The organism is Neochlamydia sp. EPS4 (assembly GCF_000813665.1).
Lineage (GTDB): Bacteria > Chlamydiota > Chlamydiia > Chlamydiales > Parachlamydiaceae > Neochlamydia.
In genome coordinates, this window is record NZ_JSDQ01000052.1 from 1 (window position 1) to 19,259 (window position 19,259).

At 39.6% G+C, this 19,259-nt stretch carries 14 protein-coding genes and 1 pseudogene; 3 read left to right on the top strand and 12 right to left on the bottom strand.

Annotated elements, in window-relative coordinates:
* A pseudogene (locus tag DB42_RS11425) lies at positions 1-354 on the top strand (hypothetical protein); the annotation flags it as partial.
* Positions 355-401: 47 nt separating this feature from the next.
* Here the strand turns inward: DB42_RS11425 and DB42_RS11215 are convergent.
* From DB42_RS11215 to DB42_RS05400, 9 genes are all read right to left on the bottom strand, one after another.
* Entirely contained in the window at positions 402-539 is a 138-nt protein-coding gene (locus DB42_RS11215) for a hypothetical protein (RefSeq protein WP_155117436.1), read from the bottom strand.
* A gap of 42 nt (positions 540-581) precedes the next feature.
* Positions 582-1,931, bottom strand: coding sequence for an ankyrin repeat domain-containing protein (locus DB42_RS05365; RefSeq protein WP_044882063.1), 1,350 nt, complete (start codon positions 1,929-1,931; stop codon positions 582-584).
* Positions 1,932-2,231: 300 nt separating this feature from the next.
* Positions 2,232-2,945 carry an SIMPL domain-containing protein gene (locus DB42_RS05370; protein WP_080502749.1) on the bottom strand — a complete coding sequence of 238 codons (714 nt, stop codon included), beginning with the start codon at positions 2,943-2,945 and terminating at the stop codon, positions 2,232-2,234.
* Between the two features lie 22 nt (positions 2,946-2,967).
* Entirely contained in the window at positions 2,968-3,537 is a 570-nt protein-coding gene (locus DB42_RS05375) for a YqgE/AlgH family protein (protein WP_039385351.1), read from the bottom strand.
* Positions 3,538-3,607: 70 nt separating this feature from the next.
* On the bottom strand, positions 3,608-4,795 hold the full coding sequence (locus DB42_RS05380; RefSeq protein WP_044882065.1) for an MlaD family protein: 1,188 nt from the start codon (positions 4,793-4,795) through the stop codon (positions 3,608-3,610).
* Positions 4,792-5,586 carry an ABC transporter ATP-binding protein gene (locus DB42_RS05385; RefSeq protein ID WP_044882066.1) on the bottom strand — a complete coding sequence of 265 codons (795 nt, stop codon included), beginning with the start codon at positions 5,584-5,586 and terminating at the stop codon, positions 4,792-4,794. The genes DB42_RS05380 and DB42_RS05385 overlap by 4 nt, the downstream gene beginning before the upstream one ends.
* A 10-nt stretch (positions 5,587-5,596) precedes the next feature.
* Positions 5,597-6,397 (bottom strand): ABC transporter permease, encoded by an 801-nt coding sequence (locus DB42_RS05390; protein WP_044882096.1) that lies wholly within the window; start codon positions 6,395-6,397, stop codon positions 5,597-5,599.
* A 364-nt stretch (positions 6,398-6,761) separates the two neighbouring features.
* Positions 6,762-10,307 carry a translocation/assembly module TamB domain-containing protein gene (locus DB42_RS05395; protein ID WP_044882067.1) on the bottom strand — a complete coding sequence of 1,182 codons (3,546 nt, stop codon included), beginning with the start codon at positions 10,305-10,307 and terminating at the stop codon, positions 6,762-6,764.
* A 1-nt stretch (position 10,308) separates the two neighbouring features.
* Entirely contained in the window at positions 10,309-12,090 is a 1,782-nt protein-coding gene (locus DB42_RS05400) for an autotransporter assembly complex family protein (RefSeq protein WP_044882068.1), read from the bottom strand.
* 306 nt (positions 12,091-12,396) lie between these two features.
* On the opposite strand from DB42_RS05400, the gene DB42_RS05405 reads away from it, so the two are divergent.
* Together DB42_RS05405 and hemL are read left to right on the top strand one after the other, a co-directional pair.
* Positions 12,397-13,674, top strand: a complete 1,278-nt coding sequence (locus DB42_RS05405; RefSeq protein ID WP_044882069.1) for a hypothetical protein — start codon at positions 12,397-12,399, stop codon at positions 13,672-13,674.
* A gap of 228 nt (positions 13,675-13,902) precedes the next feature.
* A complete protein-coding gene (gene hemL / locus DB42_RS05410) occupies positions 13,903-15,204 on the top strand; it encodes a glutamate-1-semialdehyde 2,1-aminomutase (RefSeq protein ID WP_044882070.1) in 1,302 nt (433 codons plus the stop codon).
* Between the two features lie 45 nt (positions 15,205-15,249).
* On the opposite strand, the gene DB42_RS05415 is transcribed toward hemL, so the two are convergent.
* The 3 genes from DB42_RS05415 to DB42_RS05425 are packed head-to-tail and all read right to left on the bottom strand — an operon-like array spanning position 15,250 to position 19,098.
* Positions 15,250-16,818, bottom strand: coding sequence for a hydantoinase/oxoprolinase family protein (locus DB42_RS05415; protein WP_044882071.1), 1,569 nt, complete (start codon positions 16,816-16,818; stop codon positions 15,250-15,252).
* Positions 16,815-17,909: a DUF917 domain-containing protein gene (locus DB42_RS05420; RefSeq protein WP_039385338.1), complete on the bottom strand. Its 1,095-nt coding sequence runs from the start codon at positions 17,907-17,909 to the stop codon at positions 16,815-16,817. Before DB42_RS05420 ends, DB42_RS05415 begins: the two co-directional genes overlap by 4 nt.
* Positions 17,878-19,098, bottom strand: coding sequence for a hypothetical protein (locus DB42_RS05425; protein ID WP_044882072.1), 1,221 nt, complete (start codon positions 19,096-19,098; stop codon positions 17,878-17,880). The genes DB42_RS05420 and DB42_RS05425 overlap by 32 nt, the downstream gene beginning before the upstream one ends.
* Positions 19,099-19,259 lie beyond the last annotated feature (161 nt).

Below are 19,259 nucleotides of genomic sequence, written 5' to 3' on the forward strand. Positions count from 1 at the left end.
CATACATTACAGCATGAAATTAAAAACGACGAGAGTGATCTTGAGATACGGCCAGTCTATGTACGTTCACAAGAAAGTACAAAGGGCCATGTTTTGGTTGTAATGTTAGCCTACATAATTATCAGAGAGCTTGATAAAGCCTGGAAAGACCTTTATCTAACAGTAGAAGAGGACTTGCGTAGCTTATCTACTTTAACATCAATAGAATGGACAGCAAGTGAGGGCTTAAGCTTTCAGCAAATCCCAGAACCACGTCACCAAAACAGACAGATACTTGAAGCCTTAAAAGCAGATTTACCAAAAGTTTTACCAAAGAATCATGCGCCTGTGGTCACCAGGAAAAAGCGCCGATAATACGCATAATCTTTTAATAATCAATAGCTTGTTTCTTCTGGTTGTTTCTAAAAAAATGGAACTTCCATTATATTTTCCCCGGCAATCGAAGAATTAGAGATAAAGCTTACCGCGCCTTGTGCTTCTAATTCATCCTCTTGATATAAAATACGAGTTGGAGAGCCTAGAGCAGGGGTAATTTGCATACCAATTCTTTAGTTTTTTGATTGCCTGCTATGGCTATCAGTTTACTTGGGAAAATTTAAAAGCAGTTGAGCTTTAATTTCTTTAGCCTGCCGCTTAGGAACTATACTTAAAAGGCTCTCTAAGAGCTTAGCATGGGTAGAGACTTTTGCTTTTTGCCAACTTGGATGCTTAAGCAAGATATCTAGAATATCGATTAATCCCTCTTCAATAGCATAATGCAAAGGTGTTCTTCCTTGGATATCCTGCTGAAGGATGTCAAGTTCAGGATAACGTGTTAATGCTAATACCATGCTAATGTTTCCTTGTAAGACAGCAAAATGGAGGGGCGTTTGGCAATGATTTTTTTCATGAGTTTGTGCATTGATATGGGCGCCATTTTTAATAAGAAGATGGGCAGTCTCCACTTGGCCACAAAAAACAGCACGATGCAAGGGAGTGCGATCCAATCGGCCTTTGGCATTAATGGTAGAGGGCTTACGTTGAATAAGTAATTGAACGATCTCATGATGGCCTTTTTCAGCTGCCCAATGAAGAGGTAAATAGCCTTCATTATCCTTTAAAGTTAGGTCGGCACTCTTATCGATTAAAAGCTGCATGGCTTCTCTTTGATTATGATAAGCGGCGTAATGCAGAGGAGCAAAGCCTACCTGAGAAGGTGTATTCACAAAATCTTTACGACCCCACCTCCATTTTTTGCTAATTTCTTGCTTAAGATAATCGACTGCTCCTAGCTGGCTGGCTATAAAAAGATCGGTGACTTTTAGATCCTTTTGTAGCTCTTGCTTTTTGGCTCTTAGTTTGGCTAGCTCTGGCTCCATGGCTTCTTGCAGCTCATAGCCTTGGTCTGTCAGCTGCTGCTTGCGCTCAAAAAGCTTTTCAAAGATATCTTGATACCTTTCAAACTTTTCTTTAAGCTGAGCTCGCATCTGCTCTAAATTGGTTGCGTCCTCTAGAGGAAATTCTTCTTTAAGCTGATGGATACTTTCTTCTAGTCTTTGTTGGTAGGCGTGCTCTAAGGTACCTTTTGTTTGAGCATTCAGCTGGATGGTCTGACCTTCTATTATAATTAGTTCTCTTGCGTCTAACAATCCTCGGTAGTTCTCTAAGCAATTTTCTCGAATGCCTTCTATTCGTGTATCGATTTGCTGCCGGATCACTGAGATTTCTCTTTGTTCAAGAGGTGGCTCAAGCTCTTTTAAATAAGCATCCATGATGTCTGTTGTTAAAGCAGCATTTTCCTGCATGGTCTCATCAAAAGCTCCTATAAGCCCTCTTAAACGATAAACTTCTCTTTCAATTCTTGCCATCTCACCACTGATGTGATTTAAGGAAGCATTACAGTGAATGATTGGACGGGCAGGATCGTAGTCTAGTGAAGAAGAAAGTTGCATAATTTTTATTCCTTAAAGGGGAGGGTTAAATATCTATTGTTTTATTTAAAAGCAATCTAAGTTTTTAAATGAGGTTTCTTTATTTCGTCAAGGAAATGTTTTTTTAAAAATAATTTTTTTGCATTTAGCTTAGATAATCAGCGACTTAGGAGGCGTTTAATGCCCTTTAGTGGCATTGAAGCTATATAATTGAAGGAGTAGAAATAAAAAACTTGGTCTAGCTAGTTGCTAAAAAGGCAGTGATAGGCATCTAAGGGGGGGTATCTATTTGCTCTTAGGGTCTTAGATATAAGCTCTATATCATTCTAACTTATCTATTTCATAAACAACGTTAACATTTGCTTTGATTTCAATATCACCTGGTTCTATAGGCGTCAGCTCCGAAGCCATAGTTTTAAGAAACATAGGAGTTAAAGATTGCGGAGATCTAGCAAGAGTATCGTTGAGGGAGATGGATAAGAGGCGGTTTAATTTTACCTGGGCAGCCTCAGCCATAATTTTAGCATCTGCAATAGCATTCTTAGTGGCTTTGGCGACGGCTTCTTCCCAATAAACTCTTTCATCTTTTAAACTAGCATAGATGTGATCAATTTTATTGGCTCCTGCTTGATGAGCAGTGTCAATAAGAGCGCCAATCTCTTTGATTTTATCTGTCTTTATCTTAAGGGTATTAGAGACTTCATAACCATTGATGGTAGGGCGCCAGCCCACAGGCGGGTTTTGAGGGGGGAGAGTATAGGTAGGTTGGATGCTAAACTGGCCTGTCTGGTATTCAGACTTATCAAAACCTTTTTTGTTTAGCTCTCCAATGATAGTTTGCATTTTTTTTGAATTCTCCGCTAATACATTATCGGCTTCTGCTCCCAAGTTAGTGATACCAATGATTAGACTAATCTGGTCTGCTTGCTTATGTAAAACAGCTTGTCCTTTAAGGCTGAGTGTAGGAATCTCTGCTGCCCTTGCAAATGTGCATAAGAACAAGCAAAGTAATGGCGTTAAAACTTTAAACATCATAACCTTTCTTCTTAATTTCTAATTAATTAACCGATAGATCGTCAGGAATCATAGAAAGCGAGGCATATTTCCCTCCCATCTCTCGTAGAAGACTTTGCCAAAGTTTATCCGGAGGAGTATGAAAAATATGTTTAGTCGTGGCAGGATAGATGAACCATGTTTCATCTAGCAATTCTCTTTCCAATTGGCCTGCTCCCCAACCGGCATATCCAAAGCAAAGATGGATATAAGGCCCATTCTCATCATTTAAGGAATCTTGTAAGAATTGTAAATCTCCACCCAGATAGATATCTTTAGTGATTTGTAAGGCTTGATGGGAAATATCTTTGCCCGTATGAAGAAGCATCATTTGGTTAGTTTGGACAGGTCCTCCTCCACGTATTCCTACACGTGGATTAGCTAAATGTTGAACGCTAATAATTTCTTCAGGCAATTCGAGATCTAAAGGTTTATTGATAACCAGGCCAAAAGAACCACTCGGGTTATGTTCACAGATAAGAACGACGGCACGAAAGAATATGCCTTTATCGATATCAGGAGAGGCGATCAGAAAATGGCCTTTTTGTATTTGTGTATAGGGGATAGCTTCCATCACTCACCTAACTTAATCTTTTACACCATTCATAACTTGCGCAGAATTGTTTGTAAATCTCTAAGTCTGTTCACTCTGTTTTTTTAGCATTCATGTCTATAAGTTGTTGATTATACATCTTTAATGCTTCTTCAGTATCTGCCACTCGTCTAAGTAGTTCTCGATAAACTTTTTGGAACTCCTGATTTTCAAAAAGCTTACATCCTGATGAGCTTCCATGGCTTTGCTCAGCCAAAGCATAGACCCGTGAGAGTGAAGTATTAATTTGATCGATTTCTTGGTTGAAATAATTACGAAATTCTTGAGGGGTAGATAAGGTAGATAGGAGGTTAAGACGGCGTGCGCGAAGACGCTGCCAGCCTTTATCCATATTGAATAGTAAACCATAGTGATTAATATCATTCATCATCGTTTCTCCTTTGCTTAGAAAGGAGTTAGCTTTTAAATATAGCTGATCAGTCATCAACAATTTTCCTAGGGTTCCTTGCCCCTTTTCGACATAACTTAAAATATTACTCCCTTTATCTGTGAGTAAACGAAGGTTGTGGGAAGCGGCAGATAAGTTACTTAACATCCCCTCTACCCTGTCCCATAATGTAAGAACTTTCTCAGTAAGTGTATGCGCATTTTTTATCATTTGAGAGAGTTGCAAGGGCTGGTTTAAAGCATGAGTAATAGAATTAACATTTTGAATAGCCATCCCTAATTTTTTTACAATCTTTTCTTCGGACATTTCATTAAAAACCGTAGAGATAGAATTAAGAGAGGTATCAAATTTTCCTGCAAGCTCTTTAAATTCTTTAAGAGTATCTTCCACACTACCGGCTTCAGTGGCATACAAAATCTCCTCGTTCACAAGGCGTAAAGGCTTTCCTGCCTTGGAAGGAAAGGGAATAATGACTACCGATCTTTCTCCTAAAAGGCCAGAGGTACGCACAGAAATCTCATCGGTGCTAAACACATTCACATTAGAATCTACATGCAACACCAGCTCATAAACATAAATAATTCCCTGGTATGGCTGACGGGATTCTATAGCATCTTTTATCTCGTGTATGGCCGCTACTTCACCGACTGGCTTGCCAGCAAATGAGACTCGAGTTCCTACTGAAATTTTATCAATATTAGGGAAACGTACACGTAGTACACGCTTTTCATCTCCTAAGGAAGGGTGTAAGAACATTAGAGCAAACACAATGACTGCCATAGCGGTGACAACAAAAATTCCTATCATAATATTTTTCAATGGATCGGTCATAATGATTTTATTTGCTCCAGATTTTTATAATTAGAGGAAGGCGAGTAAGCGCGAGTGACGATAGCATTTTCAAAAAAAGCATTGATTAGGGGATCGTCAATTTTAATAAATTCTTTCTTAGAAGTTATATGCATGAGTTTTCCGTCATGATGGAAAGCTAATCGATCGCCTACTTCCATAGCAGAATGAATGTCATGGGTGACTACAATACTAGTAGCTTTCAGTTCATGTTTGGTAGTATTGATTAACTGATTGATTTGCTGGGCCGTAATGGGGTCTAAGCCGGTAGTAGGTTCATCATAAAGAATTATTTTAGGTCGATAGATCACTAGGCGAGCTAAGGCAGCACGTTTACGCATTCCTCCTGATAAATCAGAGGGCATTGCCTTTTGCTTGCCACTTAATCCCACTATTGCAAGAGCCTCTGCTACGCGCTGCTGGATTTCTCTCTCATCCACTTCCTTTTCATGCTGGCGGAGATAAAAAGCGGTGTTTTCTCCGACATTCATGGAATCAAAAAGGGCTGCTCCTTGAAATAGCATGCCTACTTCCTTGGTTACCTTTAGCTGCTCATGTTGGCTAAGAGAATGAAGAGCTTTACCATTAATGTTAATCGTGCCCTGGTCAGGAAATTCAATACCCATAATCTGGCGTAAAAGCACGCTTTTACCTACCCCTGATCTTCCCAGAATAACTAGCGTTTCGCCTTCATAGACATTTAAAGTGAGGCCTTTAAGGACCTTTAATGCACCATAAGATTTATGTAAATTTTGAACTTCGATGATCGCCATTTAGATTCCTTTAGCTTGCAAAGTATTCAATGTAAGCGTAAGAGCTATTTAAGGCTACGGTGATTAAGAAGTTGGCGACTAGAATCACAGAATAGCAGATGACCACACTGTTGGTGGTTGCTCGCCCTACTCCGGCTGCTCCTCCACGGGTGGTCATTCCGCGGTAGCAGGAAATGGTGATAATGATCAGGCCGAACACAAAAGCTTTTGCCAATCCGCTAAAAAAATCGAAAAGCTCAATATTGACTGGCAAGGGATCAATAAAAGATGTAGGAGCCATTCCATAGTAATAGACTGCAATAAAGTAGCCTCCTAAAATCCCACATAAGCAGCTAAAAATGGTAAGCAAGGGCATCATAACTAATCCAGCGATAAAACGAGGGGCCACTAGATAACGTAAAGGGTTGACAGACATGGATTTTAAGGCATCAATTTGCTCTGTTACCCGCATGGTACCTAACGTGGCACACATCGAGGCACCTACTCTGCCTGTGATCATGAAAGCTGTAAGCACAGGACCTAATTCTACTAACATAGATTTGGTAACCATTAAGCCTGTCGCGCTAGCAAGCCCTTTATCTGAAAGCTGAAAATAAGCTTGGGCAGCAAGCACCATGCCCGTAGAAAAGCCTGTGATACCTACGACCGGCAAAGATAAAACCCCGATCTCATAGAGTTGGTCGCGAATTAAGACCCACTGAGGAGGCTTGCGCAAGCTTACTGCAATCACTGAGGTAATAAATACAATATAGTCTCCCAAAGAGGCTAAACTGCGTCCAATGGGTGAGCTCAAAAGCCAATGTTTTGACATGCCATACAACTCATCATAAAAAAAGCATTCTATTAGAAAACAATCTTTAATGAAAAGCATAACCTTAAAAGAACGAAAAGCCATGGCACAGGGGAGGAAAATTAACTTAGACAATTCTCTTTAAAAAGCTTTCTAGCTTATATCAAAAAAGCTATAAAATTTAGCTTTTATTGCATTAACCTCAACTTCCTAAACTTATTTATTTGACTTTTCAAAAATTTTATTTCTAAAAAACTTGTTTTTTTTATGAAAATTTATTTTCTTAACCAAGGGTTAAAACTAGCTATAGGTTGGCGCAAAAAAAATCAGCTATTAGAAAAGCCTCTCTTTTGCTATCACATAAATATGTTTGAAAGGTTAAAGACTAATAATCGCGCTTCCATTTAAGCTGCAGCTGAGCGCTTGAGTCATCTCCAACTTGTGCTCGTGCCTTGATGTTACGCCATAGATTCGCTTCTACGCTAATCTCGTTAACTTCAGAGGTAATGCTTTTATTAAGAGAGACAAAAACCCCGCGGGAGATATACTTGCCTACTTGTATGGAAACTTCATTAGATTCCTCGCCCTCTGATTTGTTAATATCTATGCGGTCTAAGCCGATGCTATCCCGAATCCTAGTGAGTACATCAGGGCCTTTATTGCCTTCTTTACTTAAATTGCTTATCGATTGAGAAAGTTCAGCTCCTTGGAAAGGAGTAATGTCGGTGACGCCCCTTCCAAAAAGTATCCAGGATAATATCTCACGTTGAGACATAGGAGGATTAGAACGGAAGGCTATGGAGGGGTTTTTCACAGAGCCCTTAAGGATAACTTCAGCGACCATTTTACCTAAATCTTTACTAGCAATCACATAAAGATTGGTTTTTTTATCAGGCTCTCCTGCAAAAGAAATGGTGCCCTCTTTAATATCAAAAGTTTTTCCATTAAAGTTGTAGTCTCCTTCAATAATTTTGACATCTCCAAAAAGCTGAGGAGTCTGAGGAGTACCTTTCACTTTAACGCCTCCTTGCCATAGGCTAGCGAGTGCTTTGCCTTTAATGGTGGTGCTAGAAGCTATATCAATTTGCATATCCAATTCTACGGGCCAGGTAGGCTGAGAAGAATTAAGAAGGGGGGATGTTTCTCCTTCGGGAACATTAATATATCTCACATCGACAGAGTAGGCGAGTGCGGGAGCTTGTTCAGGAATAGTAATTTGGAGCGAATCAGTAGTAAGATGGCCCGTTACCTTGGCTTGACGAGCATTACCTTTAATGATCGTTTCGCCACTAGCGATGGCTTTGGCAAAATCCAGATTTAACAGTTTAATACGTGCGAGTTGGATATTGAGCGTGAAGGGAAAATCTAACTCTTTTTTTAATTCTAGCCTGCCGCTACCACGGATTGCTCCCTCATTCATATCGAAAGCTTCAAATTCCTGCAGAGTCAGTATTTTATTGTTAGCTTCAATTTTAGCATTGAGATGATGAAAAGCAGCCCCGGTCGTAGGACTTTCAAAAGAACCATCCTTAATAATAATATCTCCTTGCGTATGAAGGTCATTAAGGGAACCTGTAACATCTAAAGCGATAGAAGTATGACCTGAGATAGAAGAGGACTCTATCTCAAATAAAGGCAAAAAAGGACTAATTTCTCCTTCAGCAGCAAGATGAACCAAGAGAGGGTCATGCTTGCTTATTTGAATGTCTAAAGGATTAATAGAAAGGTGAATAGGTAATCTAGCAGTTACTTCAATAGGTTTTGGGGTAAGTCCTATGATCTGAGCCGAACCTGTCATTTGGTTTTCTAAAACGGTTCCTATCATACGTGCTTCTAAAGAGGTGGGAGAGTCTAGAGGATCATCGACTAATCTAATTTGAGACAGATGGGCACGTATATGACCCTTTAAATTTTCTGGATTGCCAAATAGATCCACCTCGCCTTGTAGATATCCTATCAAAGGAGCTTGTAAATGAAGGGGGTAAAACAATTCTGCCGGCAAATCTTGAAATTGAAAGCGGGCTGTTGCATAGGCATTTTCTTTTTGGTGATCGAGAGTAAAAAATAAATGACCGACGCCTATTCGCAGCGATAAAGGAGAAAGTTCAAAGAAATTGTTATATTTGGTAAAAGTAAAAGTTTTTTGCAGATCAAAAGGCTTTTTTTTCAAGTGCCCTTGAAGAAGTTCTACTTTTACTGTAAGCTCCTCCTTGTTTAATTTCCAGAAACCCTGGGCTTGGGCCGCCAAAATACTCTCTTCATCTTCTTGAGTGGAGATACTAAAAGGCCAATAATCTTTCATCCTCTCCACTTTTGTCTCAGCGTTTAATCCTGTAAGGCTCCCACTACTGCTATAAGCTTTCTTAGCTTTTAAATGTAGATCTGCTTGAGGAACGCTGAAAGCATTCGTTATATTCCCTGAGAGGATAGCTTCTTCTAAATAAAAATCGCCATACCGTCCTTTACCTATCTGCCAAACAAAATCCATATTTTGCAATTCTTTCTTATCTTCTAATGAGGCTGTATCGTAAAATTTTAAGGACACATTGCTTGAAGTTAACAGATCGATATTTAAATATTTTTGCAGTAAATAGCTGTTTTTTATGGAGGCTTCTAAATGACCGATGAGCGTTTTAGTCTCTAATTTATAATGAAGGTCTCCGGTTAATTTTTCATTCCCATATTCGGCATCAATATCTTTTAAGTGGATATGCTGCTGGCTCCCTTGCCAAGGATTATCTATTTTAAATTTTAGCTGATTGTGGATAAAACTTAAAAAAAGTTGCCCTTTTAAAGCCTCTTCATTTGTTTTAATAAAAGTAAATTGCCCTTCTAAATCTTCTAAACTTTCATTGCAAATTTTTAGATGGTCTGTCGCAACTTTAAGTTCGATAATAGGATTGATGACCGTACCCGCAAAGGAGCTGATGAATTGCATAGAACCTTCTATAGGGAAATTTAAAGGATTTTTCCAGCGTGAAAGATGAGCCACAACCCCCGTGAATTTGCCTGTTTCTATTTGAAAAGTAGAGGTGTTAAGTAAAAGTTCACCTTCAACTTGCAAAGGTCCTATATTGCCTGCCACTGAATGAACTTTTAGCCAACCGTCTGGATGGTAGACAAATTTTCCAAGTATATCCTCAGAGGCTGATTCTATTATCTTAATATCTTCTATCGCACTACATTTGAATTGCCCCTGGTAAGATTGATCAGCAGCCAGGGTTCCTCCTAATTCTAGAGCGGCATCGTGAGCCAGCTCTAAGCCTAGCCATTGAAAAAGAAGGCTTTGTTTAGGGGCGAGCAGATCTAAATGATAGGTAAAATGGGAGGAGCCTTGACAAGAAAGGTTTAGGCGCATTCCCTCTTGATTTAAAGCTTCTTTTTTTAAGGATAGATTTACATGAGCGATATGATTTTGAGGACGAAAAGTTAAAGAGCCAGAAAGATCTAACGGAAAAAGTTGAGCAGGGAATTCATGAGGTAAAAGATGGGGAGCAATCGTAAGATTTTCAATAGAAAGCTCGGCAAAGTGAATATTATAAGGAAAAATTTTCCAAGAGAGTTTGGGCTTGTCGGCAGGAGAATTTAATGGGGGAGTAGGGTAATCTAGGAGATGTACATGGTTTAAAGAGACTGCCCGTAAAGCAAAAGTTTTGCTAAGCAATCGCCAATAGGGAATGGAAAGCTTAATTTCATCTATTGTCAGCCAAATCGATTGGTTGTGCTTAATTTTAACCTTATAAGCAACCCAGTTAAAAGGCAGGGGGAAAGCCAGCTCCTCAATCTCTACTTCATGACCCGTTTTTTCATGAATGATTTCCGTTAGAAAGGAAAGAATAGCCTTTTGGGCGTGAGAAGTTTGTAGATAACCCCATACTGCTACAAATACACAAATCAACCCCACTAGAAAAACAGATAAAACTTTTTTCATCTTAAAATGCCTGCCCAATGCTTAAATAGACTTGAAACTTCTCGTCAATATGATATCTACGGTGTAAAGGAATTGCAAGATCTATCCGTAAAGGGCCTACAGGGGTGTTATATCTTAGTCCAATACCAGCAGATTGCAAGATTTGTTTGTTAAATTGGGGTAAATAATTTTTAAAAACATTTCCAAAATCATAAAAAATTACCCCTCCCCATGTTTCTGTGGCTCGCCAACGTCCTTCTAAAGAATAAATCATCATGGAACGCCCGCCTATCGGTTCATTATCATGTAAAGGGCTAACTGTCATGAAATGATAACCTCGCAAAAGATTTTCATTTCCTGCATAAAAGCGTTCAGAAGGAGGTATGGTATGACGTTTTTTCCCAAATATCGAGCCAAAAGTTCCTTTAGCAGCAAAAACAAAGCGTTTATCCGAGGTAAGAGGAAGATAAATAAAACCTGTAAAAGTGTTAATGCAATAGGCGAATTTGGGATGAAGAATCTGTAAAGAAGGGATGATTTTAACATGGAGGGCCAGACCCTGCGTGGGATCTAAAATATTATTAGTTTTTTTCCAACGCAGCTGGAAAGGGATTTTGAACAAATTGAAATTTCCGTTGTTATCAGAATGAGTATCACGTAAACGTTTAAACATCCCTCCATACGAAAGGCGCGTGTAATCATTAAGTTGCCTTTCAAGAATACCTGAAACACTGAATGAGGAAGCATGAAAACCTTTAGTCGTTTGGCGTTGAAATTCTGCCAGCCAGATAAGGTCCTGGTTTGAGCGTTGAAAGTCAGGGATAACATAAGCTAAAGTTCCTTCCTGGAGGCGTTGAGCCATTAATGCTTTAAAGCTAAGCTTTTCCCCGCGACCTCGAATGTTTCGATGTTCCCATTCACCTAAGATCCCTAAGCCATCGTCTGTAGAATATCCTATACCTGCCGCAATGCTGCGATGTTTACCTTCTAAGACTTCTATTTCTATGGGAAGTAAGCCCTCTTGTGAAGCACTATCGAGATGAGTAATGGAAATAGAGCTAAATAGGCCGGTGGCTTCTAAGGCACCATGAGTTCTTTCAATCGGCGTAGGATGATACATATCTCCTAGATGCCAGGCAATCTTTTTACTAACAAATTCGGAAGAAACCCGCTGGAGGCCTAAAAACTTTACTTCTCCAAAATAGCATTTAGGCCCTGTATTGACACGGAGGACAACATAGATAGAGTGCGTGGATTGATCAGCAATCACTTCGCGATCTACAATTTTTGCTAGTGGATAACCCTCTCTTTCTAACTTTAATATTAAAAGCTCTTCGGCATCAAGAATACTTTTAGGGAAGGCGGGACGACCCAATGTGAGGCCTAACTCTTCTTTATTCCAATTCGTATAAAGAGAGGTTAGATCATTTTTAAGGTCGGAAGGGAGAATTTCAAAGCTGGCCAAAGGGTAGACTGGGCCGGTATTGATCTTAAAAACTACTTGGGCTGTCTGATGGTTGAAGTTAACTTCCACATTGACTTTAGCTTGGTAATAGGCTTGGCTATGAAGAGCCTTAATGAGAAGAGGCAGATCTGCTTCGGCACGTCTTTTTAAGCCACGATTAGTAGAAGGAGGAGAGCTTTGCAGCTCTACCGTTTTAGAGATTGTTTGTAGTAAAGAGAGGGTTTCGGGATGAGAAACCCCTTGAAAAATTACCTGATAAGCTTCGACAGCATACAAAGAAAGATTCAAAATCGCTATAAACATGATCAGGCATAGTATTTTGGAGAAAGAGGCGATCATGCTTTAAAGTCCTAATTTTCTTTTATCCAGCAGTAAGGTAAGCATTATTGCTTGATTCTAAATTTTCAACAAGAAAAGAGTCATTTATTTTTGCAAAATGGATTGACTATCAACTAGTTGTTGATCCTTCTTCTTAAGGATTTTTTATAGCCCATACAGAAAAAAAAGCATGCAGGGATAGAATGGCATGTTATTTGCTATAAAATAAAAAGTGATATTTTTTTTATTTAATATAATAATTAGACTTTTTAATTAATTATTATTATAATGAATATTATTAATTAATAATATTAATGGGGAAAATGTATGTCAGTTTCTAATGGATTACCTCAGTGGCAATCTACCTATCCTTCAAGAGAAGGAAATATAGAGGTTAAAAATACTTCTTCCTCCCCCAAAGCTATTTTCATAGGGGAAAGAGGGAAGGTTGATCAAGCGGTGCATCAGCTGGCAAGCGCAAGTCGAGCAGTAGCAACTGAAAAGCCTAAATCTTTTCAACGCACTTCTCTCCCAACCGCTAATCCTTTGGTAAAAAGGATATATAAGCGGGCAATTAAATCTACTCCCTCTTTTACTGCAAAGCAAGAAATCCCTTCTAAACCAAAGTTTATGTCTTCCAAAGAGCATGGCTTATATAAAGGTAAGAGAATCTCTTCTTTAGATCCCGAAGAAAATAAAAATATCGATAACTTTGCTAAGAGCCAATTCAACTCCTTTTCTTTTAAGGGAATATGGTCAGGTTTGCAAAAGGTCGGTTTAGCATTTAAAGCGGCTCTTATTACGGCAAGCTCGCCTCTTTCATCTTTCATTAAATCAGTTACGGCCGCTGTCTTAAATTTCTTCCATAGACAAGGCTTGCCGTCTGACTTAGCAAAGTTTAATTCTTTTAAAATTAAAAATGACGAGAGAACATTAAAAGATATTAGTGAAATGATTATAGGCAGAGAAGTAGATCATCAACTTAGCGATTTAAAATTCGATGACCTGTCTGTTGGAGTCCAATTACCTACTCAATTTTCTTTAGACTTACCGCGTGCTGATAATTTTGTTATTAACGGTAAAAATATGTTCCCCTATACAGAAAAAACCGCAGAGGAGGTAAAAAATTGTGCGGAGAAAATATATGAGGTCTTAGGAAGAGAAGAAACCTTGGTGGTGGGACGTTTTTTTCATCAATCCTGCACCGTGGGACTTTTGCACAAGTTTATTCAGGGAATGGAAGAGTTTAACAATACAAATGAAAAGAATAATCGGTACGCATATGGGCAAGCACCTGGAGGAGAGCTTAATATTGAGGTGCAAAAGGGGATCGCTCATTTTTCTTATAAGCTCACTTATCAAATTATGAGAGAAGAAGATCCCGAGACTGTTATGGCTTATTGTGGAATGGAAACAAGAATTAGCCTGCCTCTTGAAGAATTAAAAAATTTAACTCGCTTAGATCTAGAGAGTTTAGAAGGGCAAGGGGAAGAGAAGGTTAAAGAGCTTGCTCCTAACTTGCAGGCTGTGGTTGCCTGCACAAAGTTTTATGCCGCTCTTGAAGAGGCTCATGAGGCTAATGGAATTTCTAAAAAAGAGAAATAAAGGAAGAGTCTCTAGCAAAGGATAGAGGGGATTTTATTTAAGCCGTATTTAACCAGGGTGAATTAGCCTCTCTGGCTTCTGGCCTGGCGATTGGGTGCTCTATCCTTCTGTTCGTAGATCATAGGCTTATTTTTCCAGAGGAGCATAAGCTTCTCGGCAGGTTTTAAAACTTCTCAACAAATTTACGATCACTTATGCTTTTTTCTTACTCATCTTAAGGTGTAAGAAATGCTTGCTCGCCCAAAAAGTCTAGAAATTTATAGACGTCTTTGTGAAGTAATTCCAGGAGGAGTCAATTCTCCTGTGCGTTCTTGTCAAAATATGCATCAGCCTCCTTTAGTGGCTGAGCGCGCTTGGCAAGATCTTCTCTATGATGCAGATGGGCATGCCTATATCGACTACTGTGGTTCGTGGGGAGCTCTCATTCACGGCCATGCGCATCCTCAAATTATAGAAGCTGCGCAAAAACGCATGGCCTTAGGCTCTACTTTTGGCATTACGACTTCGATCGAAGAAGAGCTTGCTCGCTATGTCATTACGCTCATGGAATCGATTGATAAAATTCGCTTTGTCTCTTCAGGTACAGAAGCGACAATGAGTGCTATTCGTCTAGCAAGGGGATACACCCAACGCGAATTAATTATTAAGTTTGCAGGAAACTATCATGGCCATGCAGATTTCTTTCTTGTACAAGCTGGTTCAGGGGTAGCCGGCTTTCTATCCCAAGCTTCATCACAAGGTATTCCTCCCGAGGTCGTTCGTTATACAATCTGCTTGCCATATAATGACATAGAGGGGTGTCGCCAAGTGATGCGTGACTCTAAAAACCGGGAACGTATTGCCGCTGTGATTTTAGAACCGGTTGCAGGTAATATGGGTGTGGTGCCTGCTACGCAGGAATTTATCCATATGCTACGCCAAGAAACTTCTGCCACAGGCGCTTTATTAATTTTTGATGAAGTCATGACAGGTTTTCGAGTGGGATTAAAGGGAGCGCAAGGCTTGTATGGGGTTCGTCCTGATCTGACTACTTTTGGGAAAATTATTGGAGGGGGCTTTCCTGCCGCTGCTTTTGGAGGACGCCGCGATATTATGGATTGCTTGGCTCCCTTAGGGTCTGTTTATCAAGCGGGAACATTATCGGGAAATCCTGTAGCTATGGAAGCAGGCTTACAAGCCCTAAAGCTCTTAAATCAAGAGGGTTTTTATGAAGAGCTATTACGTAAAACTAATCTTATCACTCAGCCTATTCAGGAATATCTTTTAAGCACAGATAAGCAAGCTTGCATTCAGCAGGTAGGCTCCATGTTTACTCTGTTTTTCGGTTCTAAAAAAATTACCCATTTTGGTGACACCAAGCAGCTGGATAACGAAATGTTTGCTCGTTTCTTCCGCTATTTATTTGCAAAAGGCATCTACATTCCTCCCTTGCACATTGAAGCATGGTTTATCTCGCAAGCGCACAGGGAAGAAAATTTAATCAAAACACGTGATCTTATTTTAGAATTTTTAAAAAAAGAGATGCCTTGATCTTAAAAATAGGAAGAGGCAAGGAAACTTTTTGCTTTTTTTACTCTAAATGGCCCTGGGTTGATTGCCTGATGCTTTTACAATGACTCTAGCCATTCGATTAGGTATATAGTGATAAGGTAAAATCTCTATATCTACAATGCTAACTGTTTTAAAATCAGCACCTTTTTGAATAGCAGCTTGAATAGCTTGTTGCTGTAGCTCTTCTAAGGTCTCCTGGCGATGTTCTAAAGAAACGACAGTATCAATAGTGGCCGAAATTGTAGCAAGGGCAGCACCAAATGCATTCGCATAATGAGCATAGGGCGGAATAATAAAGCGCCCGTCAAAAAGATGTTGCGGCAATAAAGCAGAGCCCCCTCCAATCATAATCACAGGCAGGGAACGTTCTTCAGGCCCAATTTTTGAGATAAGCTCATAAATTTGTTTGACCACTTCATCGATAACTGCTTTACAGCCTTTCCTAGGTAAGGATACGTTTTGGGGGCGGGCTCCAGCAATATCTACATAGCCTAAAGCTAGGGCGATATCTGTCAGAGTCAATTGCTTTCCCCCAAAGCTGAGTGATTGCGAGAAAGTTTTATTGCCGCAGCTTTTAGGGCCAATATGAATTTTCTCTTGGGTAATTTGAATCTGGCTGCCTCCTCCTAAAGCTATAGAATATACATCAGGCATAGGAAAATTTAGAGTCACTCCCCCTATGCATGAATTATTAAAACAGCGTCGTGGAATGCCTTTACGAACCATTCCAATATCCGTAGAGGTGCCACCAATATCAATAACAATAGCATCTTCTTTTTGAGCTAGACGTGAGCCTCCAATAAATGAATTGGTAGGGCCTGCTGAGATGGTAAAGATAGGATATTCATTAGCGTTTGCCAAGTCCGCTACACTTCCATCGTTTTGTGTAATCCAAAGAGGGCAAGCGATGCCCAGATCTCCACAAATGGCCACTAAATTTTTAAACGCCGTAGGCATGACTTGTTTTAAAGCCGCATTTAAAATGGTGGAGTTTTCGCGTTCAATAAAGCCTGCTCCCCCAATTTGATGGGAAAGAGAGATAGGCAGTTCTCCTTGCGTCATCTCTTGCGCAATTTCTTTTACCAGCAGCTCGTGATGAGAATTTAATGAGGCATAGACCCCAATAACTGCTAAGCTTTCAATGTTTTTTTTCAACAACTCTTTTAAAGCCGATCTAATCTCAGCAGGATTGATGGGCGTGATAGGATCGCCATGGCATTCAAAGCCTCCATTAATAGTAATGGTATCTACATACATGCTTTTTTTAAGCGCAGGAGGCCATAGTAAACAACTAGGTAGCGATTGGGGATGATGCCCAGCAATGCGAATCACTCCTACGCGGTAAAGATTATCCTGTTGGTGAATGGCATTGGCTACCTGGGTAGTTCCTAAAAATATTCCTGTAATATCTTCACGGATAATAGAAGCTTCATCAAGAATTTGCTTTAAAGCTGTTTTAATGCCTGTATTTAAGTCGGGAGTGGTAGCAGTTTTTGCACAGGCAATCACCTCGTTATCCGAGTCTAAAAGCACTACATCTGTGTTAGTTCCACCAATGTCAATGCCGATTTTATATTTTTGATTTATTTTCATGTGGTAATACTTAGCACGCTACTTTTTTGGCGCGCTTTATGAATGGGTTTATAATCGGTCTCATAGCCAAATTTTCTAGGACCCACCAAGGCAAGCCCTTGCGGGGTGGTCCAAATTTCTGGAGCTGGAAGTGCTATTAAATTAACCCTTAGGCCATATTGGAGTAATTCACTGGTAATAGGAGCTCCTGTTTCTTGCTCTAGCAGCATTAAGATATCAGGAGTGGTAGCAATGATCTTACTATTAATTTTTGCTAATAGATATTCATTTTGAAAAATAAGCTCTATTTTATCTTTGGAATTCTGAATGGTAATCGAGCCTTGAAGAAAACCTTTGGAGATTTCGCGATCTATATCAGTAATTTTGCCCGAGCCAATGAGAATACCTTTGCAATGGTTTAAAATAGCTTCTAAAGGATCTTCTCCTTTTTCTTTTGCCGAGCGGTGAGCTTTTCCTAGGTTAATAGCGCGTGAGATGCTATTAGGTACCGTGCATTCACGGGCCTTAGCCCCGGTAATAGGATAAAATGCAAAGGCGGCTATTGATCCCATCGCAATGGTAGCGCTACGTCCAATTTTTTCTAAAGCAAAGGTGTTTTTAGCGTGGATAACCACGGCGTTGTCTAGACTATCACTAATAAAGCCAGGATTAGGAGAAACCCCATAAAGGTGACCAGAACTCATCTGAGCTTCAGGGAAGGCCCGTCCCATCATATCAGCATCCAATACAGGCAATCCCATCTGAAGACCGGTGATAATAGGGGTAAACGCATTGTGGCCCCCAATTTCAAAAGGCATGATAGCTGTGATCTTTTTATTTAAGTTTTTTTCTACAATCTTAAATAGTTCGACATAATCACGTCCGGTAACAATTTTTTCCATTTCAACAGTGGGGGCTCCCATAAAACCTATGGGGATAACAAGAGCCTCAGGCTTTAAATCGGCGTAGTTAAGAATTGAAAGGGAAGCTTTTTTTTCCATCTCATAGCGGGCCATCATGTAAGCATAAGTAGAATCGCCTCCACCTCCCGATCCTAAAATCGCGCTTCCAATGGCTAAGTCATCTAAGTTTTGCAATGTTAGCTTTTTCACTATATTTCCTTTGAATTAAAACAAAAAATGTACCTAAAGATGAGCCAATAGTGGCATCTAAAACGGGAATAGAGGTTAAAGAAACTCCATTCAGACTAGAAAAGCCCATCGCTAATCCCAACATCCAAGCAAGAAAGTGACAGGGATAATCGTTGGAGGTCACGGGAAGCTTTTTTACTTGTTCAATGAGATAACGGGTAATAATCACACTGCCCATACTGGCGACAAAAATTCCCATCACATCTAAAACAATGATAAGATGATTGAGAAAATTGAAACAAGACAGGAAGGTACCCACACCTCCAAAAAGTAGAGTTCTTAATTTTTCTGATTTGATTTTTAAAAGCGGCTCTAAGCAGACGGCACCTGAGTATAGATTAATATTATTGGTGGTCCATCCTGCTAGGATAAGAAATAAAGCCACCCATAGATTCCAAAGATTTCCATTGGAGCGTTTTAAAACATCTAAGATTGTTCCTCCCGAGCTTCCGGCAGCTAAGTAGACGCCTACAATTTCTAAAATAGGGAGAGCAAGCACGAAAATGATAGAAATGCTGATAAATCCGTCTTTACTTGTTTTAGCATGACGATAATAGGTAGGTAAATCGATCACAAAGGCAATAGCTAAAGCGATAACCATCGAAATGCCTGCAAAAGAAAGAGGTACAGAAGGAGCCGATGGAGGGGCGTCCTCAACAGTGAAGAAAGCATAGCCTAAGGTAATGATTAAAAGAGGAAGGCTAAGATTAGATAGAAAATTGATAGACTTAATCCCATAAAGGGCAGCCACGGTAATTAAACTGCCGAGCATAAGATTGGATAGCACACCAGGTAAAGCCTGGTTTTTATCCAGAGCTAATAAGTCAAATACACTTAGGCTCATCATATTGAGCTGGATAGCAAACCATCCGACTAGCGATACACACATCGTTAAGGCAAAAAAAGTCACGCCTGTTTCCCCAAAATATTCGGTAGCATTTAAAGGGGTAGTCTTTCTTTTTTCGCAGCTCATTTTCGTCGTAGCTAGACCTAAAAGAAGCAAAATAGCATTTCCTAAGAGGATAGCTGCAATAGAAGAGGCAAAGCCATAAGTTTGATAAAGTGTTTGTCCAATAACGATTACAGGCAAGCAGATAACGCCACCTATTTGAATACTTGATAATTGCCACCAATTACGTTGATTATCCATATGTTTATCCCTCAAATAATTTAAAAGAAGTCTTATAGTGCAATGACTAGTTTCCAAACAATATAAAAGAAATTTTTGTTTATTTGAAGAAGCAAATCATCAGGGTCTTTTATTTAGCTAAATGTATGAGTAATCGGCTCTAAAACTATAAAGCAGCCACA

Excerpts from the sequence above, each read along its gene's own strand:
- DB42_RS11215 (WP_155117436.1), bottom strand. The coding sequence starts at position 539 with ATGCAAATTACCCCTGCTCTAGGCTCTCCAACTCGTATTTTATATCAA.
- DB42_RS05365 (WP_044882063.1), bottom strand. The coding sequence starts at position 1,931 with ATGCAACTTTCTTCTTCACTAGACTACGATCCTGCCCGTCCAATCATT.
- DB42_RS05370 (WP_080502749.1), bottom strand. The coding sequence starts at position 2,945 with ATGATGTTTAAAGTTTTAACGCCATTACTTTGCTTGTTCTTATGCACA.
- DB42_RS05375 (WP_039385351.1), bottom strand. The coding sequence starts at position 3,537 with ATGGAAGCTATCCCCTATACACAAATACAAAAAGGCCATTTTCTGATC.
- DB42_RS05380 (WP_044882065.1), bottom strand. The coding sequence starts at position 4,795 with ATGACCGATCCATTGAAAAATATTATGATAGGAATTTTTGTTGTCACC.
- DB42_RS05385 (WP_044882066.1), bottom strand. The coding sequence starts at position 5,586 with ATGGCGATCATCGAAGTTCAAAATTTACATAAATCTTATGGTGCATTA.
- DB42_RS05390 (WP_044882096.1), bottom strand. The coding sequence starts at position 6,397 with ATGTCAAAACATTGGCTTTTGAGCTCACCCATTGGACGCAGTTTAGCC.
- DB42_RS05395 (WP_044882067.1), bottom strand. The coding sequence starts at position 10,307 with ATGAAAAAAGTTTTATCTGTTTTTCTAGTGGGGTTGATTTGTGTATTT.
- DB42_RS05400 (WP_044882068.1), bottom strand. The coding sequence starts at position 12,090 with ATGATCGCCTCTTTCTCCAAAATACTATGCCTGATCATGTTTATAGCG.
- DB42_RS05405 (WP_044882069.1), top strand. The coding sequence starts at position 12,397 with ATGTCAGTTTCTAATGGATTACCTCAGTGGCAATCTACCTATCCTTCA.
- hemL (WP_044882070.1), top strand. The coding sequence starts at position 13,903 with ATGCTTGCTCGCCCAAAAAGTCTAGAAATTTATAGACGTCTTTGTGAA.
- DB42_RS05415 (WP_044882071.1), bottom strand. The coding sequence starts at position 16,818 with ATGAAAATAAATCAAAAATATAAAATCGGCATTGACATTGGTGGAACT.
- DB42_RS05425 (WP_044882072.1), bottom strand. The coding sequence starts at position 19,098 with ATGGATAATCAACGTAATTGGTGGCAATTATCAAGTATTCAAATAGGT.